General features: G+C 61.8%; 10 protein-coding genes and 7 tRNA genes. 2 read left to right on the forward strand and 15 right to left on the reverse strand.

Going from position 1 to position 15,637, the window contains the following annotated elements; translation table 11 throughout:
• Positions 1-36 precede the first annotated feature (36 nt).
• The gene (locus SADO_RS15570; RefSeq protein WP_353113049.1) at positions 37-828 is read left to right on the forward strand and encodes an enoyl-ACP reductase FabI; all 792 of its coding nucleotides are present in this window, start codon (positions 37-39) and stop codon (positions 826-828) included.
• A 186-nt stretch (positions 829-1,014) separates the two neighbouring features.
• On the opposite strand, the gene SADO_RS15575 is transcribed toward SADO_RS15570, so the two are convergent.
• The 14 genes from SADO_RS15575 to SADO_RS15640 all read right to left on the reverse strand — a co-directional run bounded on the left by SADO_RS15575 (position 1,015) and on the right by SADO_RS15640 (position 13,069).
• The gene (locus tag SADO_RS15575) at positions 1,015-2,895 is read right to left on the reverse strand and encodes a SurA N-terminal domain-containing protein (RefSeq protein ID WP_353113051.1); all 1,881 of its coding nucleotides are present in this window, start codon (positions 2,893-2,895) and stop codon (positions 1,015-1,017) included.
• A gap of 213 nt (positions 2,896-3,108) precedes the next feature.
• Positions 3,109-3,185, reverse strand: a tRNA-Asp gene (locus SADO_RS15580).
• 132 nt (positions 3,186-3,317) lie between these two features.
• Positions 3,318-3,394, reverse strand: a tRNA-Asp gene (locus SADO_RS15585).
• A 12-nt stretch (positions 3,395-3,406) separates the two neighbouring features.
• Positions 3,407-3,482, reverse strand: a tRNA-Val gene (locus SADO_RS15590).
• 44 nt (positions 3,483-3,526) lie between these two features.
• Positions 3,527-3,799 carry an HU family DNA-binding protein gene (locus SADO_RS15595; protein WP_006915476.1) on the reverse strand — a complete coding sequence of 91 codons (273 nt, stop codon included), beginning with the start codon at positions 3,797-3,799 and terminating at the stop codon, positions 3,527-3,529.
• Positions 3,800-4,015: 216 nt separating this feature from the next.
• Positions 4,016-6,403, reverse strand: coding sequence for an endopeptidase La (gene lon, locus SADO_RS15600; RefSeq protein ID WP_353113054.1), 2,388 nt, complete (start codon positions 6,401-6,403; stop codon positions 4,016-4,018).
• Positions 6,404-6,535: 132 nt separating this feature from the next.
• Complete coding sequence (clpX, locus tag SADO_RS15605; RefSeq protein ID WP_353113056.1) at positions 6,536-7,813, reverse strand: ATP-dependent Clp protease ATP-binding subunit ClpX; 1,278 nt, start codon at positions 7,811-7,813, stop codon at positions 6,536-6,538.
• Between the two features lie 125 nt (positions 7,814-7,938).
• The gene (gene clpP, locus SADO_RS15610; protein WP_353113058.1) at positions 7,939-8,592 is read right to left on the reverse strand and encodes an ATP-dependent Clp endopeptidase proteolytic subunit ClpP; all 654 of its coding nucleotides are present in this window, start codon (positions 8,590-8,592) and stop codon (positions 7,939-7,941) included.
• Positions 8,593-8,638: 46 nt separating this feature from the next.
• Positions 8,639-9,964 carry a trigger factor gene (gene tig / locus SADO_RS15615; RefSeq protein WP_353113060.1) on the reverse strand — a complete coding sequence of 442 codons (1,326 nt, stop codon included), beginning with the start codon at positions 9,962-9,964 and terminating at the stop codon, positions 8,639-8,641.
• Positions 9,965-10,094: 130 nt separating this feature from the next.
• A complete protein-coding gene (locus SADO_RS15620) occupies positions 10,095-11,087 on the reverse strand; it encodes an aldo/keto reductase (protein WP_353113062.1) in 993 nt (330 codons plus the stop codon).
• Between the two features lie 690 nt (positions 11,088-11,777).
• Positions 11,778-11,852: transfer RNA gene (locus SADO_RS15625), tRNA-Lys, on the reverse strand.
• Between the two features lie 103 nt (positions 11,853-11,955).
• Positions 11,956-12,031 (reverse strand) — tRNA-His (locus tag SADO_RS15630).
• 825 nt (positions 12,032-12,856) lie between these two features.
• Positions 12,857-12,932, reverse strand: a tRNA-Arg gene (locus SADO_RS15635).
• 60 nt (positions 12,933-12,992) lie between these two features.
• Positions 12,993-13,069, reverse strand: a tRNA-Pro gene (locus SADO_RS15640).
• Positions 13,070-13,266: 197 nt separating this feature from the next.
• Here SADO_RS15640 and folD point away from each other — a divergent pair.
• Positions 13,267-14,130 carry a bifunctional methylenetetrahydrofolate dehydrogenase/methenyltetrahydrofolate cyclohydrolase FolD gene (gene folD / locus SADO_RS15645; RefSeq protein ID WP_353113064.1) on the forward strand — a complete coding sequence of 288 codons (864 nt, stop codon included), beginning with the start codon at positions 13,267-13,269 and terminating at the stop codon, positions 14,128-14,130.
• A 16-nt stretch (positions 14,131-14,146) separates the two neighbouring features.
• On the opposite strand, the gene cysS is transcribed toward folD, so the two are convergent.
• Complete coding sequence (gene cysS / locus SADO_RS15650) at positions 14,147-15,553, reverse strand: cysteine--tRNA ligase (RefSeq protein WP_353113066.1); 1,407 nt, start codon at positions 15,551-15,553, stop codon at positions 14,147-14,149.
• Positions 15,554-15,637: the final 84 nt, after the last annotated feature.

Here is a 15,637-nt window from a genome sequence, read left to right on the forward strand (position 1 = left end):
CACGCTGTCGTCGGCAGTTCTCTTACAGGAGCAGACATGGGATTTCTAGAAGGCAAAAAAGCGCTGATCACCGGCCTCGCAAGCGAGCGCTCGATCGCGTACGGCATCGCGCAATCCATGCGCGACCAAGGCGCTGAGATCGCACTCACCTACCAGGGTGAAAAACTCAAGCCGCGTGTCGAAAAGATGGCGGAGAGCCTGGGCGCGTCGATCATCCTGCCGCTGGATGTGGCCAAGGACGAAGAGATCGAAGGCCTGTTCACGTCGCTGGCCGAGCACTGGTCTGAACTCGATGTGCTGGTGCATGCCATCGGCTTCGCGCCGCGTGAATCACTGAACGGCAGCTATCTGGATACGCTCACCCGCGAGGCGGCGAGCATTAGCCATGACATCAGCGCCTATAGCTTCGGCGCGCTGGCCAAGGCCGGGCGCCATATGCTCTCGGATCGAGCCTCCCTCGTCACCCTCACCTATTTGGGCGCGAGCAAGGTAATGCCTGGCTACAACATCATGGGCCCGGTCAAGGCCAGTCTTGAGTCGAGCATGCGCTTCATGGCAGCGGAACTGGGCCCACAGGGCATCCGCGTGAATGCGATCTCGGCCGGGCCGATCAAGACCCTCGCCGCAGCCGGCATCCGCGGTTTCCGCGACATGCTGTCGCATGCCCGCAACGGTGCGCCACTGCGTCGTAACGTTACGCAGGAAGAAGTCGGTAACGCCGCTGCCTTCCTGGGCTCGGATCTCGCATCGGGCATCACCGGTGAAGTCCTGTATGTCGATGCCGGCTACCAGATCATGGGTGCAACGGCGGGCGCCGGCGACGCCTAGGACGACGGCGCAAAAAAGCTGGAAACAGAAACGCGGCCCTAGGGCCGCGTTTTTTTTGCTCTGAGTTTGCGCCGGCGCTGCAATGGGCCGATCAGCCAATCAGCCGGCCAAATGACCACGCTCACGCAGAGCTGGCGTCGTGTGCCGGCGCCACGGCCATCGCCGCAGCACCGGACCCGGGCATCATCAGTTCAGACGATCCTCGTTGATTTCCACGTCCACCTGGCTACGCAGGAAATCGCCCAACGCCGCGTACTCCAGCTGGGAGATATAATCGCGCTGCTGACGAGCGAATTGACGACGCGGCGTCTCACTCTCGTCGCTACTGGCCTCACGGACGTCATCCACGCCCACCAGCGCAATCTGTCCGTCGCTGGTCGCCGTAATCTGATAGCGCGGCTTGTCTGCGCTCGGCTTGGGCACGTTGAAGGCCGCCTCGCGGACACGCGCATCGACCTCGCGGGTCGTGCGACGCACGAAGCCGGGACTTTCGAGTGCCGCGCCGCTATCAGCCGTGAGCTCATCAAGCTGGGTGCCGGACTCGGCTTTGTCCAGCGCAGCCTGGGCCGCCTCGCGCGCCTGCTGGCTCGCCTTGCGTTCCGTCACACGCGTACGAATCTCGTCACGCACGGCCTCCATCGGCTTGCGCTTGGCCTGCTCGTGCTCGGACACACGCAGCACCACGCGGCGCTCGGCGCCCAACTGGATCGGCGTGCTGTTGAGTTCGTCCATAAGCACGGCGTCCGAGAACGCCGCCTTGCGCACGGCGTCGTACTGGCCAATGCCCGGGCCTTGCTCACGCGTGACCCAGTCAGTGGTCTGGATCTCGAGATCCAGTTCGTCCGCCAGCGTCTTGAGGTCGTTCGGCGCCTCATAGGCCAGTGACTCGAGCCGCTCGGTCTTGTCGGCAAAAGCCTGCTGAGCCTGCTGTGCGCTGGCGATCGCCTTCAGCTGGGCCTGCACGTCGGGATCGTCGAACTTCGGTTCTGTGGCCGGCGTGACGTCGCTCAGCGCGACCAGATACCAGCCGTCCTCAGCCTTGACCGGGCTTGAGGTCTCGCCCTCTTCCAGTTCGAAGAGTGCATCGCCCACCGCATCCGAGAGATCCGCGCGCTGGGCGCTGTCAATGGCGCTGAACTCGGCGCCTTCCACGCCTTCAGCGCGAGCCTCGAGATCACCTTCAGCCTGGGCCAGTTCCTGAATCGTCTGGCGCGCTGCGCTTCCGTCACCCTCGATCGCGACCCGAATCTGCGCGCCGCCGCGCTGTTCGGCATCGCCGAACTGTGACTTGTTCTGCTCGAACAGATCACGAAGCGTCTGTTCATCAGGCGCACTTGCGCCGCCCTGCGCACTGGCGCGGTCCAGAGAAACATAAGACAGCTTCACCCGCTCCGGCGTCTGGAACGCATCGCCGTTGTCATCGTAGTAGCTCTGAATCTCGTCGTCGCTGACCTCGACGGCGTCTTTGTAGTTGACCGGATCGAAGGCCAGATAACGCATGCGGCGTTCCTGATTGGCCAGCCGATAGGCCTGATCGACCTCGGCCGGCGACGCGAACGCAGTCTGCGAGATTTCTCCACGCAGCTGGCGGCTCTTGAGATCGTCGCGCAGGCTGGCTTCATACTGCGCCGGCGCAATCCCGGCCTGGGCGAGCAGTCCGCGATAGCGTTGGGCCGAGAAGTTGCCATCAGACTGGAACTGCGGGTTGCCACGAATCGCGGCGAGCAGCCCCGCGTCCGTCACGCGATAGCCGGCCTCCTGTGCGTACTGGTTCAGCACTTCGTTGTTGATCATGGACTGGAGAACCGTGCGCCGGAGCTGCTCGGAAGAGATCACGCTCGGGTCGAAGTTATCGCCCATCATCTGGCGCAGCCGCTGATAGCGCTGATCATAGGCGCGCTGTAGCTGGTTGCGTGTGATATCCGTGCCACCGACGTTGGCGACCACCGGATCGGAGGACGGCGTGAAATAAGACCCGATGCCCCAGACACCGAAAACCAAGGTGATGACGGCAACGACAACGTAGGCCAATGGGCCACTGGCGTTGTCGCGAATTCTCTGCAGCATTGATCGCGCTCCCGCGTTGATTCTTTTAGCTCGTGCGCAACGGCAAGGTCACATGCCTGTCGCGCGAAGCCGCCATTGTGCCGTAGACGGGCCGCTCATGGGAGTAAGCGCTGTATCACGCAGCGATCACGCGTGAGCGTATGGCGAGCATAAAAAAAGGCCCTCCGAAGAGGGCCTTTCATTGCCTGAGTCGATGCGGACATCGACAGAGACTGGCGGAGCGGACGGGACTCGAACCCGCGACCTCCGGCGTGACAGGCCGGCATTCTAACCAGCTGAACTACCGCTCCGAAACGTTGCCCCGGCCGCACCTGTGAAGGCGCAGTCGCGACGCACAGCCCAAAGGCTGCGTGAAAAATAAAAAAGACCCTCAACAAGAGGGCCTTTCATCGCCCGAGTCGATGCGCACATCGACAAGAACTTGGCGGAGCGGACGGGACTCGAACCCGCGACCTCCGGCGTGACAGGCCGGCATTCTAACCAGCTGAACTACCGCTCCGAAAACCTTGATTGGTGGGTGCTGACGGATTCGAACCGCCGACATTCGCCGTGTAAAGGCGACGCTCTACCAACTGAGCTAAGCACCCGCCCGACGTATCGGTGATTCGCCGTTTTACCCAGCGAAGGCGCGCTAGTTTACAGCGTCTTTCAGTGCTTTACCAGCCTTGAAACCGGGAGTTTTGCCAGCCGGAATCGTGATCGACTGGCCAGTCTTCGGGTTGCGGCCCTGGCGGGCAGCACGTTCGCGAACGGAGAACACGCCGAAGCCCACGAGAGATACCTTGTCGCCTTTCTTCAGGGCGTCGGTCACGGCGTCGATCATGGCATCCACGGCACGCGAAGCGTCGGCCTTGGACAGGTCGGCATCATCAGCGACCGCGTCGACTAGTTCAGTTTTGTTCATAGCAAGATTCCCCTGAGGAATGAAACAAGTGATCTGTGAGGCCCGGCGAACGGGCCAGGTGGTGTGCGCTCGATCGCGAACGCATCGCCGACCATGCGCGTCCGAGCCCCTGTATTCAAACGCCAGGGCACGAACATAAGCCGCTGTTATACCAAGCGCCTCTTTCTACCGTCAACAAAGGGTTACGCGTTGTCGACCTACGCGGACACCGGGCGCCTAGTGCGCCCGGATGCCAGTGGGATCATTCTTGCCCGGATTGTCCGCACTCGCCTGCTCTTCGTCGAGCGGTCGCGGCTTGCGCGTGAGGGCAATATCGAGCACTTCGTCGATCTTGCGCACCGGCCGGATATCAAGACGATTCTTGATATTCGCCGGTATCTCCGCGAGATCCTTGGTGTTTTCGTGCGGGATGATGACGATCTTGATGCCACCACGATGGGCAGCCAGCAATTTCTCCTTGAGGCCGCCAATCGGCAATACATCGCCTCTGAGCGTGATCTCACCCGTCATCGCAACATCCGCTCGCACCGGAATCTGTGTCAGCGACGAGATCATCGCCGTGCACATGCCGGTGCCTGCGCTCGGGCCATCCTTGGGCGTTGCGCCCTCCGGCACGTGCACGTGGAGGTCGTATTTCTGCATGAAGTCGCGCTCGAGGCCCAGCGCAGCGGAGCGCGAACGGATCACCGTGAGCGCCGCCTGAATGGACTCCTGCATGACGTCACCCAGCGAGCCGGTGTGCAGCGGCTTGCCCTTGCCGAGTACCGCGGCCGACTCGATCGACAGCAATTCGCCGCCGACCTCAGTCCAGGCCAAACCCGTCACCTGCCCGACGCTGTCGTTCTCTTCGGCACGACCGTAGCGGAACTTGGGCACGCCGAGATACTTGTCGAGATTGCGCTTGGAGACCTGAACTGCGCCCTCCTTCTCCTGACTGACCAGTTCCTTGACCACCTTGCGGCAGATCTTGCTGATATCGCGTTCGAGATTTCGCACGCCGGCCTCGCGCGTGTAGCGACGAATCACGTCGGTCAACGCGTTTTCGGAGATCGCGAGCTCGTCGTCCTTGAGGCCATTATCCTTGGTCGCCTTGGGCACCAGATAACGCTCGGCGATATTGACCTTTTCGTCCTCGGTATAGCCCGACAGACGAATGACTTCCATGCGATCGAGCAGCGGTGCCGGAATGTTGAGCGTGTTCGCTGTGCACACGAACATCACCTGCGACAGGTCGTAATCCACTTCGAGGTAGTGATCGCCGAAGGTATTGTTCTGCTCCGGATCGAGCACTTCCAGCAGCGCCGAGGCGGGATCGCCGCGAAAATCCATTGCCATCTTGTCGACTTCGTCGAGCAGGAACAGCGGGTTGCGAACGCCGACCTTGGCCATGTTCTGGATGATCTTGCCGGGCAGCGCACCGATATAGGTCCGACGATGGCCGCGGATCTCGGCCTCGTCGCGCACGCCGCCAAGACTCATGCGCACGAATTCGCGATTGGTCGCCCGCGCGATCGAACGGCCAAGCGACGTCTTGCCCACGCCGGGCGGACCGACGAGGCACAGGATCGGCCCCTTGATCTTCTTGACGCGGCTCTGAACCGCGAGATTCTCGACGATGCGCTCCTTGACCCGCTCGAGACCGTAATGGTCTGCATCGAGCGTTTCCTGCGCCTTCTTGAGGTCGATCTTGGTCTTGGACCGCTTCTTCCAAGGCACGTCGACCAGCCAGTCGAGATAATTGCGCACGACGGTGGCTTCCGCCGACATCGGTGACATGCTCTTGAGCTTGTTGAACTCGGTGGTGGCCTTTTTCTTGACCTCCTTGGGCATGCCGACCTTCTCGATCTTGTCTTCGAGTTCGTCGAGGTCGTTCGGCGCGTCGTCGATTTCACCCAGTTCTTTCTGGATGGCCTTCATCTGTTCGTTGAGATAGTACTCGCGCTGAGACTTCTCCATCTGCTGCTTCACGCGGCCGCGGATCTTTTTCTCGATCTGCAGCACTTCAATCTCGGCATCCGTCTTGGCGACGATATGCTCCAGACGCGCCTGCGCGTCCGCGATCTCGAGCACGTCCTGACGCTCGTCCAACTTCAGATTGAGATGCGCGGCGATGGTATCGGCCAAACGGCCGATCGAGTCCATGCTGGACAGCGACGGCAACAGCTCGGCCGGCACCTTCTTGTTGAGCTTGACGTAGGATTCGAACGTCGAGACCGCGGAGCGCATGAGCGCATCGGCTTCGGCACTGTCGTCCTCGCCATCCTCGATCACATCCCAGCTGGCGACGAGACTTCCGTCGGCCTCATGCAGGTTGCGCAGCCGCGCGCGATCGGCACCTTCGACGAGCACCTTGACGGTACCGTCAGGCAGCTTGAGCAACTGCAGAATCGAGGCCAGCGTGCCGACCTCGTAGATGTCTTCGGCACCCGGATCGTCGATATCCGCCGACTTCTGGGCAACCAGGAGGATCTTCTTGTCCTCGGCCATCGCCGCTTCCAGCGCCGTGATCGACTTCTCGCGGCCGACAAACAGCGGGATTGCCATATGCGGGAAGACGACGACGTCCCGTAGCGGCAGTACAGGTACCAGGGTGTTGTCCGTCATTGGACCCTCGCGTAAAAAGCGGCCGGCAGAACGCCGGCCACCGTGGATTTCACCTGAAGATTGCGGGTATACGGGCTGTTTTCAATCACAGCCCGCATACCCGACTCACGGCGCCCCTCGGGCGCCGACCGGTCAGGCGCCGGCGCGTGTCGCGTCTGCGTTCTCGTAGACGATGTATGGCTGGGCATCGCCCTTCACCACGGCTTCGTCGACGACAACCTTCGAAACGTTCTCCATCGCCGGCAATTCGTACATGACGTCGAGCAGGATCGATTCGAGAATCGTGCGCAGACCACGGGCGCCGGTCTTGCGCTCCATGGCGCGTTCGGCAATGGCGCGCAGCGCATCGTCACGCAACTCGAGCTCGCAGTCTTCCATCTCGAACAGCTTTGCGTACTGCTTGGTGAGCGCGTTCTTGGGCTCACGCAGAATCGAGATCAGCGCGGTTTCGTCGAGCTCCTCGAGCGTCGCGATTACAGGCAGGCGACCGACAAACTCGGGAATCAGGCCGTACTTGACCAGATCCTCGGGCTCGACCGTCGCCAACATGTCGCCGAGCGAACGCTTGTCGTCCTGACCCTTGACCTCGGCCGAGAAGCCAATGCCCGAATGCCCTTCACGGCTCGAGATCGTCTTGTCCAGGCCAGCGAACGCGCCGCCGACGATGAACAGGATGCCGCCGGTGTCGACCTGCAGGAATTCCTGCTGCGGGTGCTTGCGCCCGCCCTGCGGCGGCACGCTGGCCGTGGTGCCCTCGATGAGCTTGAGCAGCGCCTGCTGCACGCCCTCGCCCGACACATCACGCGTGATCGACGGGTTCTCGGACTTGCGCGAGATCTTGTCGATTTCGTCGATATAGACAATACCGCGCTGGGCCTTGTCCACGTCGTAATCACACTTCTGCAGCAGCTTCTGGATGATGTTCTCGACATCCTCGCCGACATAACCCGCTTCGGTAAGCGTGGTGGCGTCGGCGATCGCGAACGGCACGTCGAGCATGCGCGCTAGCGTTTCGGCCAGCAGCGTCTTGCCGCAGCCGGTCGGGCCGATCATCAGGATGTTGGACTTCTGCAGCTCGACTTCGCCCTCGCCGGTTTCGGCATTCAGGCGCTTGTAGTGGTTGTACACCGCCACGGCGAGAATCTTCTTGGCCGACTCCTGGCCAATCACGTAATCGTCGAGCACATGCTTGATTTCCTGCGGGCTCGGCAGGCCCTTCTTGGCCGGCTTGCTCGCGAGTTCCTCGCGCATGATGTCGTTGCACAGATCCACGCACTCGTCGCAGATGAATACCGACGGACCAGCGATCAGCTTGCGAACCTCATGCTCGCTCTTTCCACAGAACGAGCAGTAGAGGGTGCGGCCGGAGTTACCGTTCGAGCCGCCGTTGCTGTTGGAGTCTTCCGCCATTGTTTTAGGACCTCTTCAGTCTGGGCCTGCCATACGTCCTGTATGGCATACCGGATAAACGCTTGTCACGGTTTTTAAATCCCCGTGTCATGAAACAAGGCGTTTACTTATTTCAGCCGGGACGATTACTTGTCGCCACCGGCGCCTTGGCCCGAAAGCGCCGCGCGCGATGTGAGCACATCGTCGAGGACACCGTAGTCGGTCGCCTCTTTCGCACTCATGAAGAAATCACGCTCGGTGTCGTTCTTGATCTTGTCCAGCGGCTGGCCCGTGTGGTGCGCCAGCACCTCGTTGAGGCGTTCGCGGGCATGCAGGATTTCACGGGCGTGGATTTCGATATCCGTCGCCTGCCCCTGAAAGCCGCCCAGCGGCTGGTGGATCATGACCCGCGAATTCGGCAGGCAGTAACGCTTGCCGGCCGCGCCGCCGGCGAGCAGGACGGCGCCCATGCTCGCCGCCTGGCCGAGGCACATCGTGGCCACGTCGGGCTTGATGAATTGCATCGTGTCGTAAATCGACATGCCGGCGGTGATCACGCCGCCCGGCGAGTTGATATACAGCTGGATGTCCTTGTCGGGATTGTCCGATTCGAGGAACAGCAGCTGGGCGACGATGAGGTTGGCCATGTGGTCGTCGATCGGACCGACCACGAAGATCACGCGCTCCTTGAGCAGGCGCGAGTAGATATCGAACGAACGCTCGCCACGCGCCGTCTGCTCGATGACCATCGGGATCAGGCCCAGATTCTGGGCCGGCATGTTCTGACTAGTATCTGCCATAAGCTTGGTATTTCCTTGCCGCTTCAGTGGCGTCGAAACGTCTCGATCAACCGTTCTGACGCTGGGCGTTAAGTAGTTCGTCGAGCTCGGTTTCCTTCTCGGTGACCGTCGCGCCTTCCAGCAGCTTGTCCACCACCTGCTCTTCCATGACCATCGCCTGCAGACCCTGCATGAGCTGCGGGTTCTGCTGATAGTAGGCCTTGACCTGCTCGGCCTGATCGCCGTAGCCCGAGGCGACGTCTTCCATCTTCTTGTTCACGCGTTCCTGGTCGAGCTCGAGCTCTTTTTCGGAGATCACTTCCGCGATCAACAGACCCAGGGCCACGCGGCGCTCGGCGTTCTCACGCAGAACCTCGTCCGGCAGCAGCTTTTTGGCCTGCTCTTCGTCACCCTGCATCTCCTGCGGCATGCGCTGCAGTGCTTCCTTTCGCATGCGGTCGATTTCCTGGGCGACCATCGATTCGGGTACTTCGATCGGATTGGCCTCGTGCACGCCGTCCATGACCTGCGTCTTCACACTTGTATCGACCGCGTGCTTGGCTTCCTGATCCAGCGACTCGCGGACCTTTTCCTTGAGCGCGTCGACGCCGCCCTCCTCGATGCCCATCTGCTGGAGAAAGGCCTCGTCGATCTCGGCGGGCTTGGATTCGTTGACGGTCTTGACCGTGACATCGAAGTTGGCCGTTTTGCCGGCCAGATCCTTGGCACCGTAATCCTCAGGGAAAGACACATCGACGTCGAACTGTTCGCCGGCCTTGCGGCCCACGAGGGCACGCTCGAGGTCCGGCAGGAACTGCTCTTCGCCGAGATTGACCTCGATATCGTTGCCGGTGCCGCCTTCGAAGGCTTCACCGTCGATACGACCGACATAGTCGACAACCACCTGGTCACCGTCCTGGGATTCGCGCTCTACCGCTTCATACGTCTTGTTCTGGTCACGGATGCGCTCGATCGTCTTGTCGACGTCCGCATCGGTGACTTCCACAACCGGCTTTTCGACCTTGATGCCGTCCAGGCCAGTCAGCGCGATCTCGGGATAGACATCGAAGCTGGCGGTGAACTCAAGCGGCTGGTTTTCGTTGAAGTCGCCCAGTTCGATTTGCGGCTGGCCGGCCGGTTTGAGCTCGGCCTGCTCGATCGCTTCCGGGTAGACGCTCTGGATCAGTTCGCCGGCTGCTTCCTGGCGCGCCTGGGCACCGTAGCGCTGATAAAGCACTTTCAAGGGCGCCTTGCCCGGACGAAACCCCGGAATCTTGGCGTGCTGACCGACGCGCTTGACCTTCGCGTCCACCGCTTCGCTCACCCGCTCGGCCGGGATCTGAACCTTGAGGCGACGGGCCAGCCCACCGGGATTCTCAACAGAAACGTCCATTAACTACCTCTATACGATCGTCTGGTATGAACGGCGCCCCGAGTCGCGGCGCCGGCGTTTGAAATTATCGACCCGCAAGTATATCAAGCCTGCCCACCCCGGCTGCGGACCACCGGGCTGGACGATCGCGCTACTTGCGCGCGGGCGGCGCCATGAATTCCGGCCCGACCGGATCAACCACATGCTTATCAACGATCTGCTTGATCTGTTCACGTGCGGCGTCGTCGAGCTGCCAGCCCCATACGTCATCCACCGCATCGAGCTGATCCGGCTTGCGCGCGCCCCATAGCGCCACGCCATGCGGATACTGATCCAGCACCCAGCGGATGGCTAGATCGAGCACATTCTTGCCGTAATGCTCCTGAGCGAACTGCTGCAGCTCGTTCACGGCGGCCAAGTACTGGTCGAAGCGCGGCTGCTGGAATTTCGGGTCGTTGTTGCGCAGATCATCGCCCGGGAATTCGCGATTGGCATGCATGCGCCCGGAAAGCAGACCACGGCACAGTGCACCGTAAGCCAGCAACCGCGTGTCGTGCTCACGAATCCAAGGGAAGACGTCGTCGTCGATCTGACGCTCGAACAGGTTGTACGGGTTCTGCGCGACGTCGATCGTCGCCACTTCGCTGAAGGCGTCCATCTGCGCCGGCGTGAAGTTGGATACGCCGATCGCGCGAATCTTGCCGTCGTCCTTGAGTCGCGCCATCGCCTCGGCGGTTTCTCGTACATCCACGTTCGGATCCGGCCAATGAACCTGCAGCAGGTCGATAACATCGGTCTGCAGGCGCTTCAGCGAATCGTCCGCCTCCTTGAGGATGCGCTGCCTCGTGGCATTACGCGCGACGCGCTCTTTCGAATCCCATTCGAGGGCGCATTTGGTTGCCAACGCGACCTGATCGCGCATACCGCCCTGCTTGACCGCTTTGCCGACGATCTCTTCAGATCGCCCGAATCCATACACCGGCGCGGTGTCGATCAGCGTGACGCCATGATCGGGCGCGCTCTGGATCGTGCGGATCGATTCGGCCTCGTCGGTGCCGCCCCACATCCAGCCGCCGATCGCCCAGGTGCCCAAGCCGATGCGAGAAGTAATCAATTCCTTGTTGTTGAGATCCAGCGTTTCCATCGCCTGCCTGTGTAAAGCGGTGCGTGTACAGCTGTCAGAGATGGGTCCGCCGAGAGTGCATTCAACCGCCGCGACCTCAGTCGCGCGGAGCAATCGGACAAACCACCGCTCTCGCTAGCGGGCATGCCCGCTGAAAGCCAGTGGATCAAGCATCAACGCAAAGGCTGCCCGCGTAAACGCTCGGAGCCTCGTGCACCTCAGCCAATGACCGGACGAGCTGAGCGCTCTCTCGGACTTGTCCCTCGGAACCGCGGCTCCCCACTCTGCGGGCGCGGCACGTTCCGGGCTTGAGCGGACTGCGCCCTGTCGAGCGGAAAAAGGCGGTCATGGCAGTACCGCTCCAACGCTTCGAGACATCCCGCCGCCCCTGCTTCCGCCTCCTCACCCAGGCCTGGCCTTGCCGAGAGCAAATCCGAAATCAGGCGCGCCAGCGTCGGGTCGCCGCAACGCGCTGAGACCCGCTGCAGCCGGTAACGACGCAGAAAACCCAACCGCGACGTGTGGACGGTCGCCAGCACGTCGAGATAGCTCAATCTGGAACCCATGGAATCGAACGCTCGCAGAAGGACTTACTACGAACTAACGGCTGCCCCTCACGCCGCTTGATTCAGACCAACGTCGCAGTTGCCGTGTACACGAGACAAAGCGGCAGCAAACAAGCCCGCCGGGGACATATCAGTCAGGGAAAGATGGTGGGCCGTGTAAGAATCGAACTTACAACCAATTGATTAAGAGTCAACTGCTCTACCGTTGAGCTAACGGCCCATCCGAGATGCGGCGATACCTGCATCAGTGGGCGATCAGTCGATCGCCAGACGCTATGATAAGCGCCGATTCTGCTTTCGCCAACCCATGCGTGGCACGGGGATGGGGTGGACGATGGGACTCGAACCCACGACGACCGGAATCACAATCCGGGGCTCTACCAACTGAGCTACGCCCACCATCGAAAGCATGCTGCGAGTCATAAGCGGGGATCTTGCCAGATCCCGCAACTGCGCAGGCGGCGTATTCTAGTCATCTTCGATCGCGGATGCCACCCCTTGTCGCGATTCGGTTCGACATAGGGCAGCCCAGTACTCGCGAGCACGCCCGCGGCTCTGGCTTCCAGCGCGATTCGCCATGCCATCGATTGCTCGACTGTCAGCGCCTCGTGTGGGCAATGGAGGCCCCGCCCGCTTCGCGCCAAACGGCAACGCATAGCCTTCGATCGCTGAGAACTCAGTGCCAAGCGGAGCGTTTTCCAATCGGGCGTTCCGTGCGGAGTTCGGAGGCCCGATTAGGCGAGCATTCGACGAGAGCTTGGCGCTACGAAGGCATATCAGTCATCCGTACGCGCGTATAGGCGTGTGGATACCCCAATCGCTGCATGAAGACAGGTACAGCGTCCGTCGATCAGCAATCGGCTCAAGACTCGCTCGGCGATCTGGTTATCGCCGGCTCGCCCTTTGGGCCAGTGCGGCGGGCGCCGCGCCGTTCGGATGCGCTGTGCGCACCCGTCGAACCACGCTTTTCTATTTGCCGCTGGTTCGAATGCTAGTCAAATATGCCATTCATATAGGCCGCGCTGCGGCGGCCTGTATGAATGGCGCGCCCGGCTGGATGATTCGCAGGCTGCGCCTGCTCACCCTTCGGGCCAGTGCGGCTGGCGCCGCACTCTTCGGATGCGCTGTGCGCATCCGTCGAACCAAGCTTGTTGATTGTCGCTGGTTCGAATAACTAGTTGGATATGCCATTGCTATGGGCCGCGCTCCGGCGGCCCATAGCAATGGCGCGCCCGGCTGGATTCGAACCAGCGACCGATGGCTTAGAAGGCCATTGCTCTATCCCCTGAGCTACGGGCGCGAGGGTACGGTTTTAAAGCGGCCGTTGTTGCAGCTTACAACGATAACGGCTGGGTGAAGATGGTCGGGGCAGCAGGATTCGAACCTGCGACCCCCTGCTCCCAAAGCAGGTGCGCTACCAGGCTGCGCCATGCCCCGATCGTGTCTTCCCACACCATGAGCCGAAATGGGGCTTCTCGGACTCTGTCGCCGCCGCGTGGCGGCAAGCGACGTTCTGCGCCGCGGATTCTATCTGGTCAGAAGGCCTCATGCGAGCATTCTGCGACGGTCGGTAAATTGTCGCCGTCTGCCGACCGTGCGAAAATCCGCGTCCTCATTCGACCGGCACGACGCCCATGGCAGCCCGCCTCATCGACGGCAAACAGATCGCTCTGGATTATCGGCGCGCCGTGCGCGAAGCGGTGACTGAAAGAACCCAATCCGGCAAGCGCGCACCGGGCTTGGCCGTCATCCTGGTGGGTAGTGATCCCGCATCACAGATTTATGTCGGCAAAAAGATCGAGGCCTGCCAGCAAGCGGGACTCGTCTCGCAGGCGGTCTACCCGGAGGCGGATATATCGCAGGACGAGTTGATCGCGATGATCGACCGGTTCAATGCCGACGACACGGTCGACGGTGTTCTCGTACAGCTCCCCCTGCCCGACCATATCGATGCCAGCGCGATCATCGAACGCGTACGCCCGGACAAGGACGTCGACGGCTTTCATCCCTATAACGTTGGTCGGCTCGCCCAGCGTGTACCGCAGCTGCGTGCCTGCACGCCGCTGGGTATCGTGCGCCTGCTCGAAGCCGTTGGCGAACCGTTCCATGGGCGCCAGGCGGTGGTGGTCGGTGCTTCAAACATCGTCGGCCGGCCCATGGCACTGGAACTGCTGCTCAAGGGCGCGACCACGACCGTCTGCCACCGCTTCACGCGCGATCTGGAATATGAAGTCGGCCAAGCCGAAATCCTTGTCGTCGGCGTCGGCAAGCCCGGGCTGATCAAGGGCGAATGGATTCGCAAGGATGCGACCGTAATCGACGTCGGCATGAACCGACTGGATTCCGGCAAGCTCGTCGGCGATATCGAATTCGAAGCCGCCGCCGAGCGGGCTGCGTGGATCACACCCGTGCCCGGTGGCGTCGGCCCGATGACCGTCGCCATGCTGATGAGCAACACCCTGCGGGCGGCAGAGCTACGCGAGGCGCGCACTCAGTAGAACGCGCGCCGCGGCCTCAGACGCGCCGCCAGAGCGTGCCGTTCGGGCCGTCTTCGAGCGCGATCCCTTTCGCCGTCAGTTCATCGCGGATCTCGTCCGCCCGGGCGAAGTCCTTCGCATTGCGCGCTTCACGACGCTCGTGAAGCAGATCTTCGACGGTCTCCGCATCGAGCGCATCGGGGCCGGTTGCCTGCCCGCCCTGCAGGAACGCCTCGGGCGACTGCTGCAACAGCCCGATCTGTCCGCCGAGCACCCTGAGCCGCACCGCGATCGCGCCGGCTTCCTCGGGCTCTCTCGTCTTCAGGCGGTTGCTTTCACGCGCCATTTCGAACAGTACGGCGATCGCAGCAGGCGTATTCAGATCGTCCGCCATTGCCTGGGTAAACCGGGCTTCAAACGCGTCCGCAGCCTCGCTTTCGACACTGTTGCCCGGCACGTCCCGCAGCGCGGTATAGAGCCGGCTTAACGAGCTAGTCGCGGCATCCATTGCTTCTGCCGTATAGGCGAGCGGGCTACGGTAGTGGCTGGACAGCACGAAATAGCGCACGGATTCGGCGTCGTAACGATCGAGCACGTCGCGAATGGTCAGGAAGTTGCCCAACGACTTGGACATCTTCTCGTCGTCGACGGTGACAAAGCCGTTGTGCATCCAGCGCGTCGCATAGCGCTGGCCGGTGGCCGCCTCGCTCTGCGCGATCTCGTTCTCGTGATGCGGGAACTGCAGATCAAGCCCGCCGCCATGAATATCGAAACTGTCGCCCAAGCAATGGGTGGACATTGCCGAGCACTCGATATGCCAACCGGGCCGGCCCGGGCCCCAGGGCGATTCCCAGCTGGGTTCGCCCGGCTTGACGGCTTTCCAGAGCACGAAATCGAGCGGGTCGGTCTTGGACTCGTTGACCGCGATCCGCGCGCCGGCCCGCAGATCTTCTGTGCGACGGCCCGACAGCGCACCGTAGTTCTCGAACGTGCTCACGTCGTAGTAGACATCCGCCCGATCGCCATCGGATTCGCCGACATACGCTGCACCGGTTTCCACCAGACGCTCGATCATGGCAATGATCTGTTCTACGTGGCCGGTCGCGGTCGGCTCCTGGTTCGGCGCTTCCAGCCCCAGCGCGGCTTCGTCTTCGCGCATCGCTTCGGCGAAGCGCAGCGCGATGGCTTCCGGTGTGTCGTCGGTTTCCCGCGCGCGGTTGATGATCTTGTCGTCGATATCGGTGATGTTGCGCACATAAGTCACCCGCCAGCCCTGCGCACGCAGATACCGCACGAACATGTCGAACACGATCATCACCCGCGCATGGCCGAGGTGGCAGTAGTCGTAGACCGTAACCCCGCACACATAGAGGCGCACATGGCCCGGTTCGAGGGTTTCGAGCGGCTGACGCCGACCACTGAGGCTGTCGTGCAGATGGATCATGGGCAACGCGGAACTGAAGCTGGGCGAAACAGGCCGCACAGTTTACCGGCAAGCGCAATACACGTGCCGCCCTGCAGGCGAAGC

The sequence above is a fragment of the Salinisphaera dokdonensis CL-ES53 genome (assembly GCF_040361215.1).
In the GTDB taxonomy this organism is placed as follows: Bacteria; Pseudomonadota; Gammaproteobacteria; order Nevskiales; family Salinisphaeraceae; genus Salinisphaera; species Salinisphaera dokdonensis.

What these genes read in the sequence shown, in the direction of transcription:
- SADO_RS15570 (WP_353113049.1), top strand. Translation starts at nt 37, where the DNA reads ATGGGATTTCTAGAAGGCAAAAAAGCGCTGATCACCGGCCTCGCAAGC.
- SADO_RS15575 (WP_353113051.1), bottom strand. Translation starts at nt 2,895, where the DNA reads ATGCTGCAGAGAATTCGCGACAACGCCAGTGGCCCATTGGCCTACGTT.
- SADO_RS15595 (WP_006915476.1), bottom strand. Translation starts at nt 3,799, where the DNA reads ATGAACAAAACTGAACTAGTCGACGCGGTCGCTGATGATGCCGACCTG.
- lon (WP_353113054.1), bottom strand. Translation starts at nt 6,403, where the DNA reads ATGACGGACAACACCCTGGTACCTGTACTGCCGCTACGGGACGTCGTC.
- clpX (WP_353113056.1), bottom strand. Translation starts at nt 7,813, where the DNA reads ATGGCGGAAGACTCCAACAGCAACGGCGGCTCGAACGGTAACTCCGGC.
- clpP (WP_353113058.1), bottom strand. Translation starts at nt 8,592, where the DNA reads ATGGCAGATACTAGTCAGAACATGCCGGCCCAGAATCTGGGCCTGATC.
- tig (WP_353113060.1), bottom strand. Translation starts at nt 9,964, where the DNA reads ATGGACGTTTCTGTTGAGAATCCCGGTGGGCTGGCCCGTCGCCTCAAG.
- SADO_RS15620 (WP_353113062.1), bottom strand. Translation starts at nt 11,087, where the DNA reads ATGGAAACGCTGGATCTCAACAACAAGGAATTGATTACTTCTCGCATC.
- folD (WP_353113064.1), top strand. Translation starts at nt 13,267, where the DNA reads ATGGCAGCCCGCCTCATCGACGGCAAACAGATCGCTCTGGATTATCGG.
- cysS (WP_353113066.1), bottom strand. Translation starts at nt 15,553, where the DNA reads ATGATCCATCTGCACGACAGCCTCAGTGGTCGGCGTCAGCCGCTCGAA.